The sequence below is a fragment of the Micromonospora sp. WMMD708 genome (assembly GCF_049315245.1).
In the GTDB taxonomy this organism is placed as follows: Bacteria; Actinomycetota; Actinomycetes; order Mycobacteriales; family Micromonosporaceae; genus Micromonospora; species Micromonospora wenchangensis.
The window spans coordinates 6,297,639-6,316,379 of sequence record NZ_CP186060.1 but is presented as its reverse complement, the minus strand read 5'-3'; the positions used below and the strand labels follow the sequence as shown (position 1 = coordinate 6,316,379).

General features: G+C 71.6%; 19 protein-coding genes. 14 read left to right on the top strand and 5 right to left on the bottom strand.

Annotated elements, in window-relative coordinates:
* Positions 1-195: 195 nt before the first annotated feature.
* Complete coding sequence (locus ACN260_RS27890; RefSeq protein WP_422753777.1) at positions 196-4,563, top strand: HAMP domain-containing protein; 4,368 nt, start codon at positions 196-198, stop codon at positions 4,561-4,563.
* Positions 4,560-5,117, top strand: coding sequence for a response regulator (locus ACN260_RS27885; RefSeq protein ID WP_422753776.1), 558 nt, complete (start codon positions 4,560-4,562; stop codon positions 5,115-5,117). Before ACN260_RS27890 ends, ACN260_RS27885 begins: the two co-directional genes overlap by 4 nt.
* Before the next feature lie 3 nt (positions 5,118-5,120).
* On the opposite strand, the gene ACN260_RS27880 is transcribed toward ACN260_RS27885, so the two are convergent.
* Positions 5,121-5,627 (bottom strand): GbsR/MarR family transcriptional regulator, encoded by a 507-nt coding sequence (locus ACN260_RS27880; protein WP_422753775.1) that lies wholly within the window; start codon positions 5,625-5,627, stop codon positions 5,121-5,123.
* Between the two features lie 96 nt (positions 5,628-5,723).
* Between ACN260_RS27880 and ACN260_RS27875 the strand changes: the two genes are divergently transcribed.
* Both ACN260_RS27875 and ACN260_RS27870 read left to right on the top strand, forming a co-directional pair.
* The gene (locus tag ACN260_RS27875; RefSeq protein WP_422753774.1) at positions 5,724-6,659 is read left to right on the top strand and encodes an ATP-binding cassette domain-containing protein; all 936 of its coding nucleotides are present in this window, start codon (positions 5,724-5,726) and stop codon (positions 6,657-6,659) included.
* Entirely contained in the window at positions 6,656-8,248 is a 1,593-nt protein-coding gene (locus ACN260_RS27870) for an ABC transporter permease (RefSeq protein ID WP_422753773.1), read from the top strand. The genes ACN260_RS27875 and ACN260_RS27870 overlap by 4 nt, the downstream gene beginning before the upstream one ends.
* A gap of 4 nt (positions 8,249-8,252) precedes the next feature.
* Here ACN260_RS27870 and ACN260_RS27865 read toward each other — a convergent pair whose 3' ends face one another.
* Positions 8,253-8,588 carry an STAS domain-containing protein gene (locus tag ACN260_RS27865; protein WP_145917415.1) on the bottom strand — a complete coding sequence of 112 codons (336 nt, stop codon included), beginning with the start codon at positions 8,586-8,588 and terminating at the stop codon, positions 8,253-8,255.
* 170 nt (positions 8,589-8,758) lie between these two features.
* Between ACN260_RS27865 and hemL the strand changes: the two genes are divergently transcribed.
* The 6 genes from hemL to ccsB are packed head-to-tail and all read left to right on the top strand — an operon-like array spanning position 8,759 to position 14,814.
* Complete coding sequence (hemL, locus tag ACN260_RS27860; RefSeq protein WP_422753772.1) at positions 8,759-10,093, top strand: glutamate-1-semialdehyde 2,1-aminomutase; 1,335 nt, start codon at positions 8,759-8,761, stop codon at positions 10,091-10,093.
* Between the two features lie 7 nt (positions 10,094-10,100).
* On the top strand, positions 10,101-10,748 hold the full coding sequence (locus ACN260_RS27855) for a histidine phosphatase family protein (protein WP_088642050.1): 648 nt from the start codon (positions 10,101-10,103) through the stop codon (positions 10,746-10,748).
* A gap of 1 nt (position 10,749) precedes the next feature.
* Positions 10,750-11,325 (top strand): TlpA family protein disulfide reductase, encoded by a 576-nt coding sequence (locus ACN260_RS27850; protein WP_422753771.1) that lies wholly within the window; start codon positions 10,750-10,752, stop codon positions 11,323-11,325.
* Entirely contained in the window at positions 11,325-12,185 is an 861-nt protein-coding gene (locus ACN260_RS27845; protein WP_422753770.1) for a cytochrome c biogenesis CcdA family protein, read from the top strand. The genes ACN260_RS27850 and ACN260_RS27845 overlap by 1 nt, the downstream gene beginning before the upstream one ends.
* Complete coding sequence (resB, locus tag ACN260_RS27840; protein WP_422753769.1) at positions 12,185-13,801, top strand: cytochrome c biogenesis protein ResB; 1,617 nt, start codon at positions 12,185-12,187, stop codon at positions 13,799-13,801. The genes ACN260_RS27845 and resB overlap by 1 nt, the downstream gene beginning before the upstream one ends.
* Positions 13,801-14,814 carry a c-type cytochrome biogenesis protein CcsB gene (gene ccsB / locus ACN260_RS27835; RefSeq protein ID WP_422753768.1) on the top strand — a complete coding sequence of 338 codons (1,014 nt, stop codon included), beginning with the start codon at positions 13,801-13,803 and terminating at the stop codon, positions 14,812-14,814. The genes resB and ccsB overlap by 1 nt, the downstream gene beginning before the upstream one ends.
* On the opposite strand, the gene ACN260_RS27830 is transcribed toward ccsB, so the two are convergent.
* A complete protein-coding gene (locus tag ACN260_RS27830; RefSeq protein WP_421489653.1) occupies positions 14,780-15,001 on the bottom strand; it encodes a hypothetical protein in 222 nt (73 codons plus the stop codon). The two genes, ccsB and ACN260_RS27830, sit on opposite strands and share 35 nt — an antisense overlap.
* Positions 15,002-15,299: 298 nt before the next feature.
* Here ACN260_RS27830 and ACN260_RS27825 point away from each other — a divergent pair, with 298 nt between their 5' ends.
* Both ACN260_RS27825 and ACN260_RS27820 read left to right on the top strand, forming a co-directional pair.
* Positions 15,300-16,106 (top strand): helix-turn-helix domain-containing protein, encoded by an 807-nt coding sequence (locus tag ACN260_RS27825; RefSeq protein WP_422753767.1) that lies wholly within the window; start codon positions 15,300-15,302, stop codon positions 16,104-16,106.
* Positions 16,097-16,285: a DUF397 domain-containing protein gene (locus ACN260_RS27820; protein WP_422753766.1), complete on the top strand. Its 189-nt coding sequence runs from the start codon at positions 16,097-16,099 to the stop codon at positions 16,283-16,285. Before ACN260_RS27825 ends, ACN260_RS27820 begins: the two co-directional genes overlap by 10 nt.
* A gap of 110 nt (positions 16,286-16,395) precedes the next feature.
* Here ACN260_RS27820 and ACN260_RS27815 read toward each other — a convergent pair whose 3' ends face one another.
* Positions 16,396-16,872: a MarR family winged helix-turn-helix transcriptional regulator gene (locus ACN260_RS27815; protein ID WP_357757107.1), complete on the bottom strand. Its 477-nt coding sequence runs from the start codon at positions 16,870-16,872 to the stop codon at positions 16,396-16,398.
* Between the two features lie 35 nt (positions 16,873-16,907).
* Between ACN260_RS27815 and ACN260_RS27810 the strand changes: the two genes are divergently transcribed.
* Positions 16,908-17,498 carry a carboxymuconolactone decarboxylase family protein gene (locus ACN260_RS27810; protein WP_422753765.1) on the top strand — a complete coding sequence of 197 codons (591 nt, stop codon included), beginning with the start codon at positions 16,908-16,910 and terminating at the stop codon, positions 17,496-17,498.
* 235 nt (positions 17,499-17,733) lie between these two features.
* Positions 17,734-18,090 carry a ribbon-helix-helix protein, CopG family gene (locus tag ACN260_RS27805; RefSeq protein WP_363650076.1) on the top strand — a complete coding sequence of 119 codons (357 nt, stop codon included), beginning with the start codon at positions 17,734-17,736 and terminating at the stop codon, positions 18,088-18,090.
* 71 nt (positions 18,091-18,161) lie between these two features.
* Here the strand turns inward: ACN260_RS27805 and ACN260_RS27800 are convergent, their stop codons facing one another.
* A complete protein-coding gene (locus ACN260_RS27800) occupies positions 18,162-18,587 on the bottom strand; it encodes an alpha/beta fold hydrolase (RefSeq protein ID WP_422753764.1) in 426 nt (141 codons plus the stop codon).
* Positions 18,588-18,741: the final 154 nt, after the last annotated feature.

Sequence of the window (18,741 nt, the reverse complement as noted above, 5' to 3'; positions counted from 1 at the left end):
CCGCACCGGTCCGTCGGCGCGGTGACCCTTCCCGGACCCGTCGGCGGGCGGCCTGCCGGACCACGCCGGTGCGCGGTGGAACGGGTGCCGCTTCGTCGCCGGGCACGTCGTATCCGGGGGTCCGGCGGCGACCCGGGCACAATGAGGGGAAGTCGGCGTGTCGGCACGTCGGGAGCCCTCCGAGTCGAGCGAGGAATGATGACCGCGAAACAGTCGGTGACGGCGGACGGGTCCGCTTCCGAGCATGACGCGCTCCTCGGTGAGTTGTCGGAGGCGCTGCGACGGGTCGGCCGGGGCGACTTCAAGGTACGGCTGCCCCGGCGGGCGGGTGCGGCCGGCGAGGTGGCGGACGCCTTCAACGAGGTGGTGTCGCTCCAGGAGCGGCAGCACCTGGACCTGCGCCGGATCAGCCGGGTGGTGGGCCGCGACGGCCGGCTGACCGAACGCCTGGACGAGGAGGGCCTGGACGGCTCCTGGGCGGAGGGCCAGCGGGCGGTCAACTCGCTGATCGACGACCTGGGCCGACCGACCACCGAGATCGCCCGGGTGATCATGGCGGTGGCCGACGGTGACCTCTCCCAGCACATGGAGCTGGAGATCGACGGTCGCCCGCTGCGCGGTGAGTACCTGCGGATCGGCCGGACGGTCAACACGATGGTCGGGCAGCTCTCGTCGTTCTCCAACGAGGTGACCCGGGTGGCCCGTGAGGTGGGCACCGAGGGCAAGTTGGGTGGTCAGGCGGACGTACGGGGCGTCGCCGGCACCTGGAAGGACCTCACCGACTCGGTGAACACCATGGCGTCGAACCTGACCGGCCAGGTGCGGTCGATCTCCCAGGTGGCCACGGCGGTGGCCCGGGGCGACCTGTCGCAGAAGATCACGGTCGGGGCGCGGGGCGAGGTCGCCGAGCTGGCCGACACGATGAACTCGCTTACCGACACGCTGCGCCTGTTCGCCGAGCAGGTGACCCGGGTGGCGCGCGAGGTGGGTACCGAGGGCAAGCTCGGTGGGCAGGCCGACGTGCCGAACGTCGCGGGCACCTGGAAGGACCTCACCGACAGCGTCAATTCGATGGCGTCGAACCTGACCAGTCAGGTGCGTAACATCGCGCAGGTCTCCACGGCGGTGGCCCGGGGTGACCTGAGCCAGAAGATCACGGTGGCGGCGCAGGGTGAGATCCTGGAGCTGAAGGACACCGTGAACACGATGGTGGACCAGCTCTCGTCGTTCGCCGACGAGGTGACCCGGGTGGCCCGTGAGGTGGGCATCGAGGGCAAGCTCGGCGGCCAGGCCCAGGTGCGCGGCGTCTCGGGCACCTGGCGGGACCTGACGGAGAACGTCAACCAGCTCGCCGGCAACCTGACCAGTCAGGTCCGCAACATCTCCCAGGTCTCCACGGCGGTGGCGAAGGGCGACCTGTCGCAGAAGATCACGGTCGACGCGCAGGGCGAGATCCTGGAGCTGAAGAACACCGTGAACACGATGGTCGACCAGCTGTCGTCGTTCGCCGACGAGGTGACCCGGGTGGCCCGTGAGGTGGGCACCGAGGGCAAGCTGGGCGGTCAGGCGCAGGTCAAGGGTGTGTCGGGCACCTGGCGGGATCTCACCGACAACGTGAACTCGATGGCGTCGAACCTGACCTCCCAGGTGCGCAACATCGCCTCGGTGACCACGGCGGTGGCCAAGGGTGACCTGAGTCAGAAGATCACGGTTGACGCCCGGGGCGAGATCCTGGAGCTGAAGTCCACGGTCAACACGATGGTGGACCAGTTGAGTTCGTTCGCCGACGAGGTGACCCGGGTGGCGCGTGAGGTGGGCACCGAGGGCAAGCTCGGCGGTCAGGCCCAGGTGCGCGGGGTCGCCGGCACCTGGCGCGACCTGACCGACAACGTGAACTCGATGGCGTCGAACCTGACCAGTCAGGTGCGCAACATCGCGCAGGTCTCGACGGCGGTGGCGAAGGGTGACCTGTCGCAGAAGATCACGGTCGACGCGCAGGGTGAGATCCTGGAGCTGAAGAACACCGTGAACACGATGGTCGACCAGCTGTCGTCGTTCGCCGACGAGGTGACCCGGGTGGCGCGTGAGGTGGGCACCGAGGGCAAGCTGGGCGGTCAGGCGCAGGTGAAGGGCGTCTCGGGCACCTGGCGGGACCTGACCGACAACGTGAACTCGATGGCGTCGAACCTGACCTCCCAGGTGCGCAACATCGCCTCGGTGACCACGGCGGTGGCCAAGGGCGACCTCGGCCAGAAGATCACGGTCGACGCGCAGGGTGAGATCCTGGAGCTGAAGAACACCGTGAACACGATGGTGGACCAGCTCTCCTCGTTCGCCGACGAGGTGACCCGGGTGGGTCGCGAGGTCGGCATCGAGGGCAAGCTCGGCGGCCAGGCCCAGGTGAAGGGCGTGAGCGGCACCTGGCGGGATCTCACCGAGAACGTGAACCAGCTCGCCTCGACCCTGACCACCCAGCTCCGGGCGATCTCCCAGGTCTCCACGTCGGTGACCCGGGGCGACCTGACCCAGCGGATCGCGGTCAAGGCGCAGGGCGAGGTCGCCGAGCTGAAGGACAACATCAACCAGATGATCGTCACCCTGCGGGAGACGACCAAGAAGAACGCCGAGCAGGGCTGGCTGGACTCCAACCTGGCCCGCATCGGTGGCCTGCTCCAGGGCCAGCGGGACCTGGGCGAGGTCTGCCGCATGATCATGATGGAGGTGACCCCGCTGGTCGACGCGCAGCTCGGCGCGTTCTTCCTGGCGGACACGTCCGAGGGGGTGATGCGGCTGCGGCTGACCGCGTCGTACGGCTACGTGGCACGGGGGCACGACGTGACCTTCGGGCCCGGTGAGGGGCTGGTCGGTCAGGCCGCGCTCTCCCGCCGGACGATCCGGCTCAACGCGCTTCCCGACGGCCGGATCACCCTGCGTTCCGGGCTGGCCGACACGCTCCCGTCCGACCTGGTGGTGCTGCCGATCCTGTTCGAGGGCGAGCTGCTCGGGGTGATCGAGTTCGCCAGCGTGGCCCGCTTCTCGGATCTGCACCTGGGGTTCCTGGAGCGGCTGGTGCTCACCATCGGCATCGCGGTCAACACCATCCAGGCCAACCGGCGTACGGAGGAACTGCTGGCCCAGTCGCAACGGCTGGCGCTGGAGTTGCAGGACCAGTCGGCGGAGTTGCAGCGCACCAACGCCGAGCTGGAGGACAAGGCGAAGCTGCTCAGCGAGCAGAAGGGCAACATCGAGACCAAGAACCGGGAGATCGAGCTGGCCCGGCTGGGGCTGGAGGAGAAGGCCCAGCAGCTCACCCGGGCGTCGGCGTACAAGTCGGAGTTCCTGGCGAACATGAGCCACGAGCTGCGGACGCCGCTGAACTCGCTGCTGCTGCTGGCCCGGCTGCTGGTGGAGAACTCGGAGCGCAACCTCACCCCGAAGCAGATCGAGTTCGCCCGGACGATCCACGGCTCCGGCTCGGACCTGCTGCGCCTGATCGACGACATCCTGGACCTGTCCAAGATCGAGGCCGGTCGGATGGACGTCGAGCCGACGGAGATCCGGTTCGCCGAGATCCGCAACTACGTGGAGCAGGCGTTCGCCCCGCAGGCCGAGGAGAAGAACCTCGACTTCCAGGTGCGGGTGGCCAAGGAACTGCCCCCGGCGCTGGTGACCGACGCCCAACGGTTGCAGCAGATCCTGCGCAACATGCTCTCCAACGCGGTGAAGTTCACCGACAACGGTGCGGTCACCCTGCGGATCGCCCCGGCGGCGGAGAACGCGGTCTTCGACGTGCCGGCGCTGACTAACGCCCGGCAGGTGATCGCCTTCACCGTGATCGACACCGGCATCGGCATCTCCGACGACAAGCTGGGCATCATCTTCGAGGCGTTCCAGCAGGCCGACGGCACCACCAGCCGGCGCTACGGCGGCACCGGGCTGGGCCTGTCGATCAGCCGGGACCTGGCGCGGCTGATCGGCGGCACGATCACGGTGACGTCCGCGCCGGGGCAGGGGTCGACGTTCACCCTCTTCGTACCGGACGTGCTGGCGCCGGACGCGGTGGTGGCCCCGCAGACGCCGTCGCCGCAGCGGGCGGGCCTGCCGGCGTCGCTGCTGATGCCGCCGGTGGAGCTGCTGGCCGCGCCGGAGGCCCCGGCCACCCGGCAGTTGGACGGTGCCACCGTACTCATCGTCGACGACGACGTACGCAACGTGTTCGCGTTGACCAGCGCGTTGGAACTGCACGGGATGACCGTGCTGTACTCGGACAACGGCGCGGACGGGGTCCGCGTGCTGGCCGAGCATCCGGAGGTGGACATCGTACTGATGGACGCCATGATGCCCGACCAGGACGGTTACGAGACGACCCGGCAGATCCGCCGCAACCACCGCTTCGCCGACCTGCCGATCGTCTTCCTCACCGCGAAGGCGATGCCCGGTGACCGGGAGTCGGCACTGGCGGCCGGGGGTAGCGACTACATCACCAAGCCGGTGGACCTGGACGGGCTGATCGAGCGGATGGCGTCCTGGATCAGCGGCCGCCGAGACAGGGAGAATTCGTGACGCAGACGGCCAAGGCGCTGCTGGTCGACGACCGTCGGGAGAACCTGATGGCCCTGGAGGCGATCCTCCAGGGGCTCCCGGTCCAGTCGGTGGCCGTGGAGAGCGGTGAGGCGGCGCTGAAGCAACTGCTGGTGGACGACTTCGCGGTCATCCTGCTGGACGCCCAGATGCCCGACATGGACGGTTTCGAGACGGCCAGTCACATCAAGCGCCGGGAACGGACCCGGCACGTGCCGATCATCTTCCTCACCGCCGCCGACCGGGACGCCCAGTTGGCGTTGCGCGGCTACGCGGTCGGGGCGGTGGACTACCTCACCAAGCCGTTCGACCCGTGGGTGCTGCGGGCCAAGGTGTCGGTCTTCGTGGAGCTGTGGGTGAAGACCCGGCAGTTGGCGGCGCAGTCCGATGTGGTGCGGGAGCGCGACGCCCAGTGGCGGGTGCTCACCGACGCGGTCGACGAGGCGAGCGCCCTGCTCCGGGGCGGGGACGACCCGGAGGCCCGGCAGCGCGCCCTGGACGTGCTGGAGCAGGCCCGCTGGGGCAGCACCGCCTGACGGTCAGGCGGCGGGTGGCCCGGCGTGGCCGGTGGCCGCCCGGCGGGCCCGCCAGCGCTCGCCCAGCGAGTCGAGCTCCTCCTGGATGAAATAGAAGAAGTCCCGCATCTCGGCCACCCGTCCGCCGCCCGGTGTGGCGGTGCCGCCCAGTGCCGTGACACCCGCGTCGGCGATGTCGATGAAGTTCTTGTAGAGGCCGGTCTTGGTGATGGTCCCCTCGTACCAGGGGTTGTCGGGCAGCCGGTAGTGGTCCCGGCGGGAGCGGGGGACCGGCTCGCGCACCAGCATGCTGACCTGGGTGAGGTGGCGCACCGCACCGGAGACGGCTGCCGCGCTGACGCCGAGCCGCTCGCCGATCTGGGCGGCGGTCAGCGGGCCGTCGGCACTCATCACGGCGAACAGGACCCGGGCGGACATCCGGGGGAAGCCGACGTCCGCGAAGGCCATCGCCATCCGTTCGACGAAGAGGTGGACCTCGTCGTCGTGGCCGGGTCGACGGTCGTCAGGCATCTGGTCGGTGCTCCTTGGGCTCGGGGTGGTGCAAGCGATGGTGCCGCACCGGACAGATTCTTCACAAGTTTGTGAAACGAGTGTAGCTTCCGAATTATGGAAACCCCGATAGCGGTGACCGGCCTGGTGAAGACCTTCGGCCGCACCCGGGCCCTCGACGGGCTCGACCTGACCGTGCGCTCCGGCGAGGTGCACGGCTTCCTCGGCCCGAACGGCGCCGGCAAGTCGACAGCCATCCGGGTGCTGCTCGGGCTGTTGCGGGCGGACGCGGGGGTCGTCCGACTGCTCGACGGCGACCCGTGGCGCGACGCCGTCACGCTGCACCGCCGCCTGGCGTACGTGCCGGGCGACGTCACCCTCTGGCCGCAGCTCTCCGGCGGCGAGGTGATCGACCTGCTCGGGCGGATGCGCGGTGGGCTCGACCCGAAGCGCCGCGCCGAACTGCTGGAGTCGTTCGAGCTGGATCCCCGCAAGAAGGGGCGCACCTACTCCAAGGGCAACCGGCAGAAGGTCGGCCTGGTCGCCGCGCTCGCCTCCGACGCCGAACTGCTCATCCTCGACGAACCCACCTCCGGGCTGGACCCGCTGATGGAGGAGGTGTTCCAGCACTGGATCGACCGGGCCCGGCGCGACGGCCGCACGGTGCTGCTGTCCAGCCACATCCTCGCCGAGGTGGAGGCGCTCTGCGACCGGGTGACGATCATCCGCAACGGCCGTGACGTCGAGACCGGCACCCTGACCGAGCTGCGCCACCTGCACCGCACCGCGATCGACGCCGAACTGGCCGGGCCGGTCGACGGCCTGGCCGACCTGCCCGGCGTGCACGACCTGCGGGTCGACGCCGGGCGGGTCCGGTTCGCCGTCGACACCGTCGCGCTGGACACCGCGCTGCGCCGGCTCACCGAGATCGGCGTGCGTAGCCTGGTCAGCCGGCCGCCGACGCTGGAGGAGCTGTTCCTGCGGCACTACGAGACGCCCCCGGCCACCGCCGCCGCGTCGGGCGTCGACCAGCCGACGGGGGTACGGCGATGAGCACCCTCACCGGCACCGGTCACCTGGCCCGGCTGATCCTGCGCCGGGACCGGATCGTCCTGCCGCTGTGGGTGCTGCTGCTGACCGTCCTGCCGGTGTCCTACGCGGGCAGCTTCCTCGCGCTGTTCCCGACCGCCGCCGAGCGGGCCGCGTACGCCGACGGCACCGCCCGCAGCCCGTCGGTGGTGGCCCTGCTCGGACCGGTCTATGGCGACAGCGTCGGCGCGCTGACCGCCCAGCGGGGCGGCTTCCTCCAGGTGATCGTCGGACTGGCCGCCCTGCTCACCGTCATCCGGCACACCCGCACCGAGGAGGAGGCCGGCCGGCGGGAACTGCTCGGCGCGACCGTGCTCGGCCGGCACGCCGGGCTCACCGCCGCGCTGCTGGTGACGTACGCGGCCAGTCTGGTGCTCGGCCTGCTCACCGCCGCCGGGCTGGCCGCCACCGGGCTGCCGGCGGCCGGCTCGCTGGCCTACGGCCTGTCGGCGGCGCTGGTGGGGGTGGTCTTCGCCACGGTGGGCGGGCTGGCCGCCCAGCTCACCCAGACGGCCGCCGGGGCACGCGGGATCGCCGTCGGGGTGCTCGGGGTGACGTTCGCGCTGCGGCTGGTCGGGGACACCTCCGAGCAGGAGTGGCCGAGCTGGCTCTCCCCGCTGGGCTGGGCGCCGCGCATCCGCGCCTACGAGGGGGAGCGCTGGTGGGTACTGGCGTTGCCGGTCGCCTTGACCGTGCTGCTGGCCCTGGTGACGTACCCGGTGTCGGTGCGGCGGGATCTCGGGGCCGGCATGCTGCCGTCGCGGCCGGGCCCGGCGCGGGCCGGGCGGGCGCTGTCCGGGCCGTTCGGGCTGGCCTGGCGACTGCACCGGGGGCAACTGCTGGGCTGGTCGGTGGGCTTCGGCCTGCTCGGGCTGGTCGTCGGCGGTGCCGCCGAGGCGGCCGGCCGGTCGGTCGCCGGCAATGCCGCGTTGGAGCAGGTGATGGCCCGGCTGGGTGGCGCGTCAGGGCTGGCCGAGGCGTACCTGGGGGCGTCGCTGGGGGTGGCCGGGCTGGCCGCCGCCGGCTACGGCGTCCAGGCGGCGTTGCGGATGCGGTCGGAGGAGGCCGCCGGGCGGGTCGAGCCGGTGCTGGCCACCGGGGTGCACCGGTCGGCCTGGCTCGCCGCGCACCTGGTGTTCGCCCTGCTGGGGCCGGTGGTGGCGCTGGCGCTGACCGGGCTGGCGGCCGGCCTGACCTACGGCGTCAGCGTGGGGGACGTGCCGGGCGAGCTGCCCCGGATGCTCGGCGCGGGCCTGGCGCAGGTGCCGGCGGCCTGGGTGCTGGCCGGCCTGGCGGTGCTGCTGTACGGATTGCTGCCCCGGTTCACCGCGACGGCCTGGGCGGTGCTGGCGCTGGCGGTGCTGCTCGGTCAGCTCGGCGCGGTGCTGGAGCTGAGCCAGTGGCTGCTGGACCTGTCGCCGTTCACGCACACGCCGCAGGTGTTGCGGGCGGGCTGGAGCGTCACCCCGCTGCTGGCGCTGACCGCGCTGGCCGGGGTGCTCTGCGCGGCCGGTTTCGTGTCCTTCCGCCGCCGCGACACCCCGGTCGGCTGACCGGTCAGCCGGAGGGGGTCTCGTTACGGATCATCAGGGCGGAACGGAGGCCGGTGATGTCGAGGACGCGGAGCAGGAAGTCGCCCACGTTGCTGAGGATCAGCAGGCACTGGGAGTGGCTGGCCTTGCGACTGAGCACCACCAGCGTGCCCAGCCCCTGGGAGTCGCAGAAGGTCACCCCGGCCAGGTCGAGCACGATGCGCGGCGGAGGATCGGCGAGCACCTCGTTCACGACGGTCGACAGCTGGGCGGCGGTGAGCATGTCGATCTCACCGGCCAGGCGCAGCACCACTTCGTCGCCCGTCCGGTGTACCGTGATGGACAGTTCGGCACGATCCACCGGGTCAGCCTATCGCGATCCCGCCAACCCGGCCCGGTGAGACGATCCGCCGTGCCGATCACCGTGCGGGCGGCAGCTCCGCCGACCGGCGTCGGGTGGGGTGAGCCGGGTAACCCGGCCCCGGGGTGGCTGCGGATTCCCCGGCCGGCGCTGACACAATGGGCCGCATCGTGACCGATACCTTTTCCGCCGGCAGCGGCCGCTACCCCGCCGACGCGCCGGCCTCCGAGGCCCTGTTCGACCGCGCCCGGGCCATCGTGCCGGGCGGGGTCAACTCCCCCGTGCGCGCGTTCCGTGCCGTCGGCGGCACCCCGCGCTTCATGGTCCGGGGGGAGGGCCCCTGGCTGTACGACGCCGACGGGCGACGTTACGTCGACCTGGTCTGCTCCTGGGGGCCGTTGATCCTGGGCCACGCCCACCCCGAGGTGGTCGAGGCGGTGCGGGAGGCCGCCACCCTCGGCACCAGCTTCGGCACCCCCACCCCGGGTGAGGTGGAGCTGGCCGCCGAGATCGTCGACCGCACCCCGGTCGAGCAGGTGCGGTTGGTCAACTCGGGCACCGAGGCGACCATGTCGGCGATCCGGCTGGCCCGGGGCTTCACCGGCCGCTCCAAGATTATAAAGTTCGCCGGCTGCTACCACGGCCACTCCGACGGGTTGCTCGCCGCCGCCGGCTCCGGCGTCGCCACCCTCGGCCTGCCCGACTCGCCCGGGGTCACCGGCGCGGCGGCCGGCGACACGATCGTGCTGCCCTACAACGACCTCACCGCCGTCGAGGCGGCGTTCGCCGCGCAGGGGCCGCACATCGCGGCGGTCATCACCGAGGCCGCCGCCGGCAACATGGGCGTGGTCGCCCCCCGCGACGGCTTCAACTCCCGGCTCGCCGCCATCGCCCACGCCCACGGCGCGCTGCTCATCGTCGACGAGGTGATGACCGGGTTCCGGGTCTCCCGCTCCGGCTGGCACGGCCTCGACCCGTCGGATGCCGACCTGTGGACGTACGGGAAGGTGATGGGGGGCGGGCTGCCCGCCGCGGCCTTCGGCGGGCGCGCGGAGATCATGTCCCGGCTGGCCCCGGCCGGCCCGGTCTACCAGGCCGGCACCCTCTCCGGTAACCCGCTGGCCTGCGCCGCCGGCCTGGCCACCCTGCGGCTCGCCGACGACGCCCTCTACCGCCGGCTCGACGACACGGCCGCCGTCGTGGGCAGGCTCGCCGCCGACGCGCTGGCCGCCGCCGGGGTCCCGCACCGCCTGTCGTACGCGGGCAGCATGTTCTCGATCTTCTTCACCGACGCCGACGTGGTGGACTACGACAGCGCCCGCACCCAGCAGGTGCCCGCGTTCAGGGCGTTCTTCCACGCGATGCTCGCCGCCGGCGTCTACCTGCCGCCGAGCGCGTTCGAGTCGTGGTTCGTGTCGGCGGCGCTCGACGACGCCGCCCTGGAGCACATCGCCGCCGCCCTGCCGGCCGCGGCGGCAGCGGCAGCGGCAGGCAGCGGGGGGTAGAACACCAATGAGTAAGACGGTCGTCCACGTGCTGCGGCACGGCGAGGTGCACAACCCGGACCAGATCCTCTACGGCCGGCTGCCCGGCTTCCGGCTGTCGGAACTGGGCGTGCAGATGGCCAAGGCTGCCGCCCAGGCGGTCGCCGAACGGGAGATCGTGCACGTGGTGGCCAGCCCGCTGGAACGCGCCCAGCAGACCGCCGAGCCGATCGCCGGCCAGTTCGGGCTCCCGGTCGGGGTGGACGAACGGCTGATCGAGAGCGCCAACTGGTTCGAGGGCAAGAAGGTCTCGCCCGGCGACGGCTCGTTCCGCGACCCGCGCAACTGGTGGGTGCTGCGCGACCCGGTGACCCCGAGCTGGGGTGAGGCGTACCGGGCCATCGCCGAGCGGATGTTCGCCGGGCTGCACGCCGCCCGGGTGGCCGCCGAGGGGCGCGAGGCGGTCATCGTCTCCCACCAGCTCCCCATCTGGACGCTGCGCCGCTACGTCGAACGCAAGCGGCTCTGGCACGACCCGCGCCGCCGGCAGTGCGGGCTGGCCAGCCTCACCTCCTTCCACTTCGACGGGGCGAAGGTGGTCGGCATCGGGTACTCCGAACCGGCCGCCCACCTGATCGCCATGTCCGCGACAGCCCGGACGGCCAAGGGGGCCTGAGATGCGTTCCCGGAGGCCGCTGGCCGTCCTGCTCGCCGCCGTCACCGCCGGGGCGGCGCTGGTCGGCTGCTCCTCCGACACCGGGGAGAGCCGCTGCGCCAACAACGGCGGCATCGTCGAGTGCGCCCCCGACCAACGCTCCGCCGCCCCGACGATCGCCGGTGACCTGCTCACCGGCGGTCGGTATGACACCTCCCAGGCCCGGGGCCAGGTGGTGGTGGTCAACTTCTGGGGTTCCTGGTGCGCGCCCTGCCGCGCCGAGGCCGACGACCTGGAGGCCACCTACCAGGCCACCAGGGCATCCGGGGTGACCTTCCTCGGCATCAACGTGCAGGACAGCCGGGACAAGGCGATCGCCTTCGAGGAGGGCCGGGTGACGTATCCGAGCCTGTTCGACCCGGCCAGCCGGCTGGCGCTGGCCCTGGACATCCCGCCGAACACCATCCCGGCCACCGTCGTGCTGGACCGGCAGGGCCGGATCGCCACCGTGATCCGGGCCGCCGTCACCACCGACGGGCTGCGCCCGATCGTCGAGCGGATCGCCGCCGAAGAGCCGGCGTCGACCGGTTCCCGCTGATGGGCGAGACGTTCCGCGAACTCGCCCAGTCCGGCCCGCTGCTGCTGGCCATCGGCGCGGCGGCGCTCGCCGGGCTGGTCAGCTTCCTGTCCCCGTGCGTGCTGCCGCTGATGCCCGGCTACCTGTCGTACGTGACCGGGCTGGCCGGCACCGACCTGGAGGGCCGCGCCCGGCCGACCACCCCGGCCGGCGGCGGACCCGACCCGGGCGACGGCGGGCCGGCACCGGCGGACGGCACGGTGGCGACGGCGACCCGGGCGGAGGCCCGGCCGGTGGCGGCGGTCAAGGGCCGGGTACTGGCCGGGACGCTGCTGTTCATCGCCGGGTTCACCGTCGTCTTCACCGCCACCGCGATCCTCTTCGCCGGGTTCGGCCGGATCTTCTTCGACTACGAACGCACCTTCCAGGTCGTCATCGGCGTGCTGATCGTCCTGCTCGGGCTGAGCTACCTGGGGGTGCTCCCCGGCATGCAGCGGGAGCTGCGGATCCGGCGGCTGCCCGCCGCCGGGCTGCTCGGTGCGCCGGTGCTCGGCGCGGTGTTCGCGCTGAGCTGGATGCCGTGCACCGGTCCGACGCTGGGTGCGGTGCTGGGGATGGCCGCCACCGGTGGGCAGACCGACCGGGCCGTGGTGCTGGCGGTGGCGTACTGCCTGGGGTTGGGGTTGCCGTTCGTGGTCTTCGGGTTGGGCTTCCACCGGCTGCTCGGGGTGTTCCGCGCGGTCCGGCGCAACAGCCGGTGGGTGACCCGGATCGGCGGGGTGCTGCTGATCCTGATCGGCCTCGCGCTGGTCACCGGCGGCTGGCAGAACTTCGTGATCTGGTTGCAGACGACCGTGGGCCCCGGCGAGGTGAGCATCTGATGACGACCGTCGAGGACCGCCCGGCCAGCCCGCCCGCCGAGGCCCCCCGCCGCCGGCCGAATCCGCTGCTGGCCCTGCTGCGCAACTCGTGGCGGCAGCTCACCAGCATGCGTACCGCGTTGATCCTGCTGTTCCTGCTCGCGGTCGCGGCGATCCCCGGCTCGGTGCTGCCGCAGCGCGGGGTCAACCCGGAGAACGTCGACAGGTACTTCGTCGAGCACCCCGAGCTGGCCCCGCAGCTCGACCGGATCGGCGCGTTCGAGGTGTTCGGCTCGGTCTGGTTCTCCGCCATCTACCTGCTGCTGTTCACCTCGCTGGTGGGCTGCATCCTGCCCCGGATGCGCGACCACGTGCGGGCGTTGCGGGCCCGGCCGCCGGCCGCGCCCAAGCGGATGGACCGGCTGCCGCAGCACACCGTGCTGGAGTCGCCGGGGACCGCCGACCCGCAGGCCATCGCCGCGGTGCTGCGTCGCCGCCGGTGGCGGGTGCAGGTGCGCGGCAACGAGGTCTCCGCCGAGAAGGGCTACCTCAAGGAGACCGGCAATCTGCTGTTCCACACCTCGTTGGTCGCCGTGCTGATCGGCGTCGCGCTCGGCTCGTGGTACGGCTGGCACGGCAACCGCCTGCTCGTAGCCGACGAGGCCTTCTGCAACACCCGCCAGCAGTACGCCGAGGCGAAGCTCGGCCCGCGCGTCGACAGCGCCGACCTGCCGCCGTTCTGCCTCACCCTGGACAACTTCGACGCCCGGTTCCTGCCGTCCGGGCAGCCGGAGAGCTACCGCGCGACGGTGACCGTGGACCGGCCGGACGGCTCGGACCGGCGGACCGCCGACTTCTCGGTCAACTCGCCGCTGCGGCTCGGCTCGGCGAACGTCTACCTGCTGGGCCACGGCTACGCCCCGATCCTGAAATACACCGACCGGTACGGCCGCAGCCAGACCAGCACGGTGCCGTTCCTGACCAGCGGCGACGCCAACCTCACCAGCGAGGGCGTGGCCGCCTTCCCGGACGCCAACGTCGACCCGGCGACCGGCCGCCGGGACGCCGACCAGCAGGTCGCCTTCGAGGGGTTGTACCTGCCGACCGCCCCGGACACCGCGCCGTTCGTCTCGTCGCGGTTCCCCGAGGAGCGCAACCCGGCCGTGGTGCTGGCCGCCTACCGGGGCAACCTGGGGTTGGACGCCGGCATCCCCGGCTCGGTCTACCAGCTCGACCAGCGGCAGGTGACCAACGGCAAGCTCAAGCAGGTCGGCGACAGGAAGCTCGCCCCGGGCGAGACGTGGACCCTGGACGACGGCAGCAAGCTGGAGTTCCTCGGCACCAAGCGGTACGTCACCCTGTCCGTCCGGCACGACCCGGGCGAGGAGCTGATGCTGGGCGCCTGCGTGGTGCTGCTGGTCGGGCTGATGGGTTCGCTGTTCGGCCGGCGGCGGCGGGTCTGGTTCCGGGTGACGCCCCCCGACAGTGGATCTCCGACGGGCGGTAGTAGCTTGGTGTCGGCCGGTGGGCTGCCGCGCACCGAGCATCCGGGGTTCGCCGAGGAGTTCGCGTCTCTCGTCGCCGCGGTACGCGACGACGGGCGGCCCGACCGGCGGGCGCGAGAGGGAGTCGAGTGATGTCCGCAGTCTCCGACCAGTTGGTGACGTTCGCGATCCTGGTGTACCTGGTCGCGATGATCAGCCACGCCGTCGAGTACGCCCTGGGCAACGTCCGTGCCGTCGCCGCCCGGGTCACCCCGGCGCGGGAACTGGTCGGCGCGGGCGTGGGTGGCGCGGGTGTCGACAAGGTCGACGGGCCGGTGGCCGACGCCACCGCGACCACGGCCCCCGCAGGCACGCCGCCGTCGGCCCGGCCGAGCCGTTCGGCGGGGCGGGCCAGGCTGGCCGGGCGGATCGCCGCCGGGTTGACCGTCCTCGCCGCCGCACTGCACCTCTGCGCGCTGGTCACCCGGGGCATTGCGGCCGACCGGATGCCCTGGGGCAACATGTACGAGTTCGTGCTGACGGTCACCTGGATCGGGACCGCCGCCTGGCTCGTGGTGCTCTGGAAGCGGCCGTCACTGCGCCGGCTCGGGCTGTTCCTCACCCTGGTCATGGTGCTGCTGCTGGCCTTCGCCGAGCTGAAGCTCTACGTCCCGGTGGTGCCGCTGATGCCGGCGCTCCAGTCGTACTGGTTCATCATCCACGTGTCGACGATCGTCTTCTCCTCCGGCATCTTCCTGCTGGGCGTGGTGCCGGCGGTGTCGTTCCTGCTGCGCAACGGCTACGAGCAGGGGCGGCGCAGCTTCCCGTACACGCTGGCCCGGCGGCTGCCCGGGGCGGCCGACCTGGAGCGGTTGACCTTCGCGCTGCACGCCTTCTCGTTCCCGATCTTCACGTTCGCGGTGATCGCGGGCGCGATCTGGGCCGAGGCGGCCTGGGGCCGGGCCTGGGGTTGGGACCCGAAGGAGACCTGGGCGTTCATCTCCTGGGTGGTCTACGCCGGCTACCTGCACGCCCGCGCCACGCCCAGCGTCCGGCGCAACGTGGCGACCTGGATCGCGGTGCTCGGCTTCCTGACCGTGCTGATGAACCTGTTCGGGGTGAACTTCTTCTTCACCGGCCTGCACTCGTACGCCGGGGTGGAGTGAGCCGGCCGGTGAGCACCCGGTCGACACCCAGGGTCACCTGGTAGGCGACCTCCGGCACGTCGGCCAGGTCGAGGTGCTCGGCCCGCAGGGCGAGCTGGGCGTGCAGCTCCCGGGCCACCGCGTCGCGGATCTCCCGCTGTAGCGGGGAGAGGCCGTCCGGATCGCCCACCGTGTACGCGTCGTCCATGCGCCCATCCTCCGCCGGAGAAGCGGGCTGTGTCGACGCCCCACGGCCTGCGGAACGTATAACTACAGTTCTTAGAAGTGTAGTTATACGAATTGCAGAGCCCGGAATCGGTGAGCGGGCGCCGCCGGACCTCCCCTGGATGCCGGGGATTCGGGAGCGGTGCCGGAGCGGGGCCGGGGAACACTGGCGGGACTGTGGAGCGGCGGGGTCTGACAGGGAGCTTCCTGATGACTACTCTGCGACACGGTGATTCCGTCCGCTGCCGGGTGGACGGTCGCCGTCCCGATAGGAGTGCCGGATGAGCGAGCAGGTGTCGACGGCGGAGCTGATCCGGGCCCAGTTGCGCCGGTCGCGGGCGACCGCCGGGCTGACCCAGGAGGAATTCGGCCGCCGGGTGCACTACTCCCCGTCGACGGTGTCGGCGGTGGAGCTGGGACAGGTCGTGCCGAACCACGCCTACCTGAAGCGCGCCGACGACGTCCTCGACAGCGGTGGCCTCTTCGTCGCCCTGCGCGAACTGGGGCGGCGCGACGGTGAGCCGGTGTGGTTCCGCCCGTGGCTGGAGGCCGAGCGGACGGCGACCCAGCTACGCTGCTTCGGCGCGACCATGGTGCCGGGCCTGTTGCAGACCGCCGACTACGCGCGGGCAGGCTTCCGACTCGATCTCAGCTACACCGCGGAGCGGATCGAGGAGTTGGTGGCAGCCCGACTCGCCCGGCAGGAGATCCTCGACCGGGAGCACGCGCCGCAGCTCACCGCCGTGATCGACGAGAGCGCGCTCTGCCGGTTCGCCGAGGGCTGCGCCGAGGTGATGGCCGGTCAGCTCCGGCACCTGATCGAGTGCGCCCGCCGGCCATACGTCAACGTGCACGTCCTGCCGGCTACGGTCGGATTGCACGCGGGTCTTTTCGGGCCGTTCATCCTCGGCCGCTCGGCCGACGGCGACTGGGTGGGCTTTCTCGACACGCAGACCGGCGGCACGGTGGTGGACGACATCGACGGGGTAGCGACCCTGCTGGGAAGATGGGAAACTCTGCGCAGTGAGGCGCTGCCCCGACAGCAGTCGATCGACCTGCTTGAGGAGATCGTGAGGCCATGGATCTGACCGACGCCCGGTGGCGCAAGCCCACCCGCAGCGGCAACGACTCCGGCGCCTGCGTCGAGGTCGCCGACAACCTGCCCGGTCGGGTGCACGTCCGGGACTCCAAGGACCGCGACGGCGGGGTGCTGACCTTCGCCCCGGCCGCCTGGCGGGCCTTCGTCGCGCAGACCCGCCGCCACTGACCCTCCGCCGGCTGCCGGGCACTCCCGTCGCACAGGCCGGCCCACCGGTGACTCCGGGCGCGTTCCTGACGTCCGCGTCGGTCGTCGGGCAGGTGTGCCCGGAGGGCGTTTCAGCTACCGAACCAGCCGGGGACGTCGAGGCGGAAGGAATCCGGCGGGGTGACCGCCCGCAGGTCGTCCTCCAGGGCGGCCACCCGCTCCGCGCCGAGCCGGCCCACCCACCGCTCCCGTAGCGCGTCGAAGATCGTCGCCGAGCGGCGCAGCCCGTCGACGCCTTTTTCGGTCATCCGGATCAGCTTGCGGCGGGCGTCGGCCGGGTCGTCGGCGCGTTCCAGGTAGCCGAGGGTCACCAGCCGGTCGACGGTCTTGCCGGCGGCCTGCTTCGACACGCCGAGGTGGTGGCCCAGGTCGGACGCCGTGGTTCCGGTGACGCCGACGGCCTGGAGCACGAAGCCGTGTGCCGGTCGCAGCTCGGGGTGCCCCTGTCGGGCCAGCTCGGCGTGCAGCTCGTCGACGAGGCTGCGGAACCCGGCGAGCAGCAGCAGCGGCAACACGAAACCGCGGCGCTCGGGGTCACCAGTCGACATGTTCGACAACCTGGTTTACTGTTTCGACAACCACGTTGACTATCGTACGTGAGGGGTACACCGCCATGTCCCGACCCGGCTTCACCACGCACACCCTCGACACCGCGCCCGACGCCGCCCGGCCGACCATGGTCGGCGTACAGCGGAAACTCGGCCATCTGCCCGGCGCGGTCGGCCTGATGGCCGAATCCCCCGAACTGCTCAAGGGGTTCCTCGCCGCCTCCGCGACCTTCGAGACCACCGACCTCGCGCCCGTCGAACGGGAGGTGGTGGTGCTGACCGTCGCCACCCGCAACCGGTGCCACCTCTGCGTGGCGATGCACACCGCCACCCTGCACCGGCTGGGTGTCGCTGCTGACCTGATCGCCGCACTGCGCGACGGCACCGAGCTGCCCGAACCCCGGCTGGCGGCGCTGCGCCGGTTCACCCTCGCCGTCCTCGACCACGCCGGTGACGTGCCGGACGACGAGCTGACCGTCTTCCTCGACGCCGGCTACCGGCCCCGGCACGCTCTCGACGTGGTGCTCGGGGTCGGGACGTACACCATCTCGACCCTCGCCAACCGGCTCACCCGCGCCCCGCTCGACCCGTCCCTCGCCGCGTACGCCTGGGAGCCGGTGGCCTGACCGCAGTGATCCTGAGCGGTCGTATTACAACGTGTTACGCGTGAGAGGTATCGGATGGCGAGTATGTCTGGACCGACGAAGGTCTGGACAACGCCAGCCGCAACGGTTTCGGCGCCGACAGTGGTCGAGTGATCGCCGCACTGTGTGACCGCATCGGTGCGACGAGCACATACAAGATCATCGGGGCTCGGGCCCTGCGTGGCGCAGACCTCGACGAATGGAGGAGGCGAGTCCTTTGACCGAGCCGGACTTTGAGCGGATGACCAAAGACGAGGTCGTGGCATGGTTCCAGCACACCGACAGCCTGGCGCCGGTCATCAGGTCCATGACGGCGACGCCAGCCTCCGGCACCGCACCTGAGACACCGATGGCGCTGGTCAGCACCCGGCTGCCGGTGGCGCTGGTGAAGCAACTCGACCGCCTCGCCGAGCAGACCGCAGTCCGTCGCTCTGACATCATCCGCGACACTCTGACCAGGTACGTCACCACCCGCACCGAGCCGGTGAGCCACGCAGAAGCCGAACACGCCCTCGACGTGCTGCGCCGTATCGTCACCGCCCGCACCGCCGAAGGCCGGACGGAGACGGCATAACCCTTCGACGAACGCCTCCGCCCCATCGCCGACATCTCTGGGTCGACCTGATCTCGCCAGACCGAGGGCTGTCAGTCGTGCAGGAAGGGGAGCAGGAGGGCGGTCAGCTCGGCGGGGCGCTCCTCGAATAGCCAGTGGCCGCTGTCGTTGACCACCCGGCCGTCGACCGTGCGGGCGTAGCGGCGCACCTGGTCGGCGACCTGGCCGCCGAGGCTGGCCGCCGCGCCGACGGCCAGCACCGGCATCGGCAGCGGATTCTTCCGGTACGTGGTGTTGTCCTTGACGTCCTGCGCGAAGGCCCGGAAATAGTCGAAGCTGGCCCGCAGGTGCGCCGGGTCGGTCAGGTGCCGGGCGTACTCCTCGATGTCGTCCGCGCCGATGCTGCCCTTGTTCACCATGATCGAGTCGGTGAAGCGGTCCACCCAGCGTGCCTCCCGGCCGGCGACCAGCTCCTCCGGCAGGCCCTTGGTGAGGCTGAAGAAGCCGTAGTTCCACACCGCCGGCCCGGCCTGTGCAGCAGCACCAGGGTCGGCCCGCGACCGCCCCCGGACGTAGTGACCGTCACGTCACCGACCTGCGCCCGCTGCTCGGTGAACCCCGCCGGAACCCGTCCGTCGCCCATCCCCGCCCCGTCCCGACGCCGACGGCTGG

Bases quoted from the DNA above. Each gene is read 5' to 3' on its own strand.
- ACN260_RS27890 (WP_422753777.1), top strand. From the start codon at position 196: ATGATGACCGCGAAACAGTCGGTGACGGCGGACGGGTCCGCTTCCGAG.
- ACN260_RS27880 (WP_422753775.1), bottom strand. From the start codon at position 5,627: ATGCCTGACGACCGTCGACCCGGCCACGACGACGAGGTCCACCTCTTC.
- ACN260_RS27875 (WP_422753774.1), top strand. From the start codon at position 5,724: ATGGAAACCCCGATAGCGGTGACCGGCCTGGTGAAGACCTTCGGCCGC.
- ACN260_RS27870 (WP_422753773.1), top strand. From the start codon at position 6,656: ATGAGCACCCTCACCGGCACCGGTCACCTGGCCCGGCTGATCCTGCGC.
- ACN260_RS27855 (WP_088642050.1), top strand. From the start codon at position 10,101: ATGAGTAAGACGGTCGTCCACGTGCTGCGGCACGGCGAGGTGCACAAC.
- ACN260_RS27850 (WP_422753771.1), top strand. From the start codon at position 10,750: ATGCGTTCCCGGAGGCCGCTGGCCGTCCTGCTCGCCGCCGTCACCGCC.
- ACN260_RS27845 (WP_422753770.1), top strand. From the start codon at position 11,325: ATGGGCGAGACGTTCCGCGAACTCGCCCAGTCCGGCCCGCTGCTGCTG.
- resB (WP_422753769.1), top strand. From the start codon at position 12,185: ATGACGACCGTCGAGGACCGCCCGGCCAGCCCGCCCGCCGAGGCCCCC.
- ccsB (WP_422753768.1), top strand. From the start codon at position 13,801: ATGTCCGCAGTCTCCGACCAGTTGGTGACGTTCGCGATCCTGGTGTAC.
- ACN260_RS27830 (WP_421489653.1), bottom strand. From the start codon at position 15,001: ATGGACGACGCGTACACGGTGGGCGATCCGGACGGCCTCTCCCCGCTA.
- ACN260_RS27825 (WP_422753767.1), top strand. From the start codon at position 15,300: ATGAGCGAGCAGGTGTCGACGGCGGAGCTGATCCGGGCCCAGTTGCGC.
- ACN260_RS27820 (WP_422753766.1), top strand. From the start codon at position 16,097: ATGGATCTGACCGACGCCCGGTGGCGCAAGCCCACCCGCAGCGGCAAC.
- ACN260_RS27815 (WP_357757107.1), bottom strand. From the start codon at position 16,872: ATGTCGACTGGTGACCCCGAGCGCCGCGGTTTCGTGTTGCCGCTGCTG.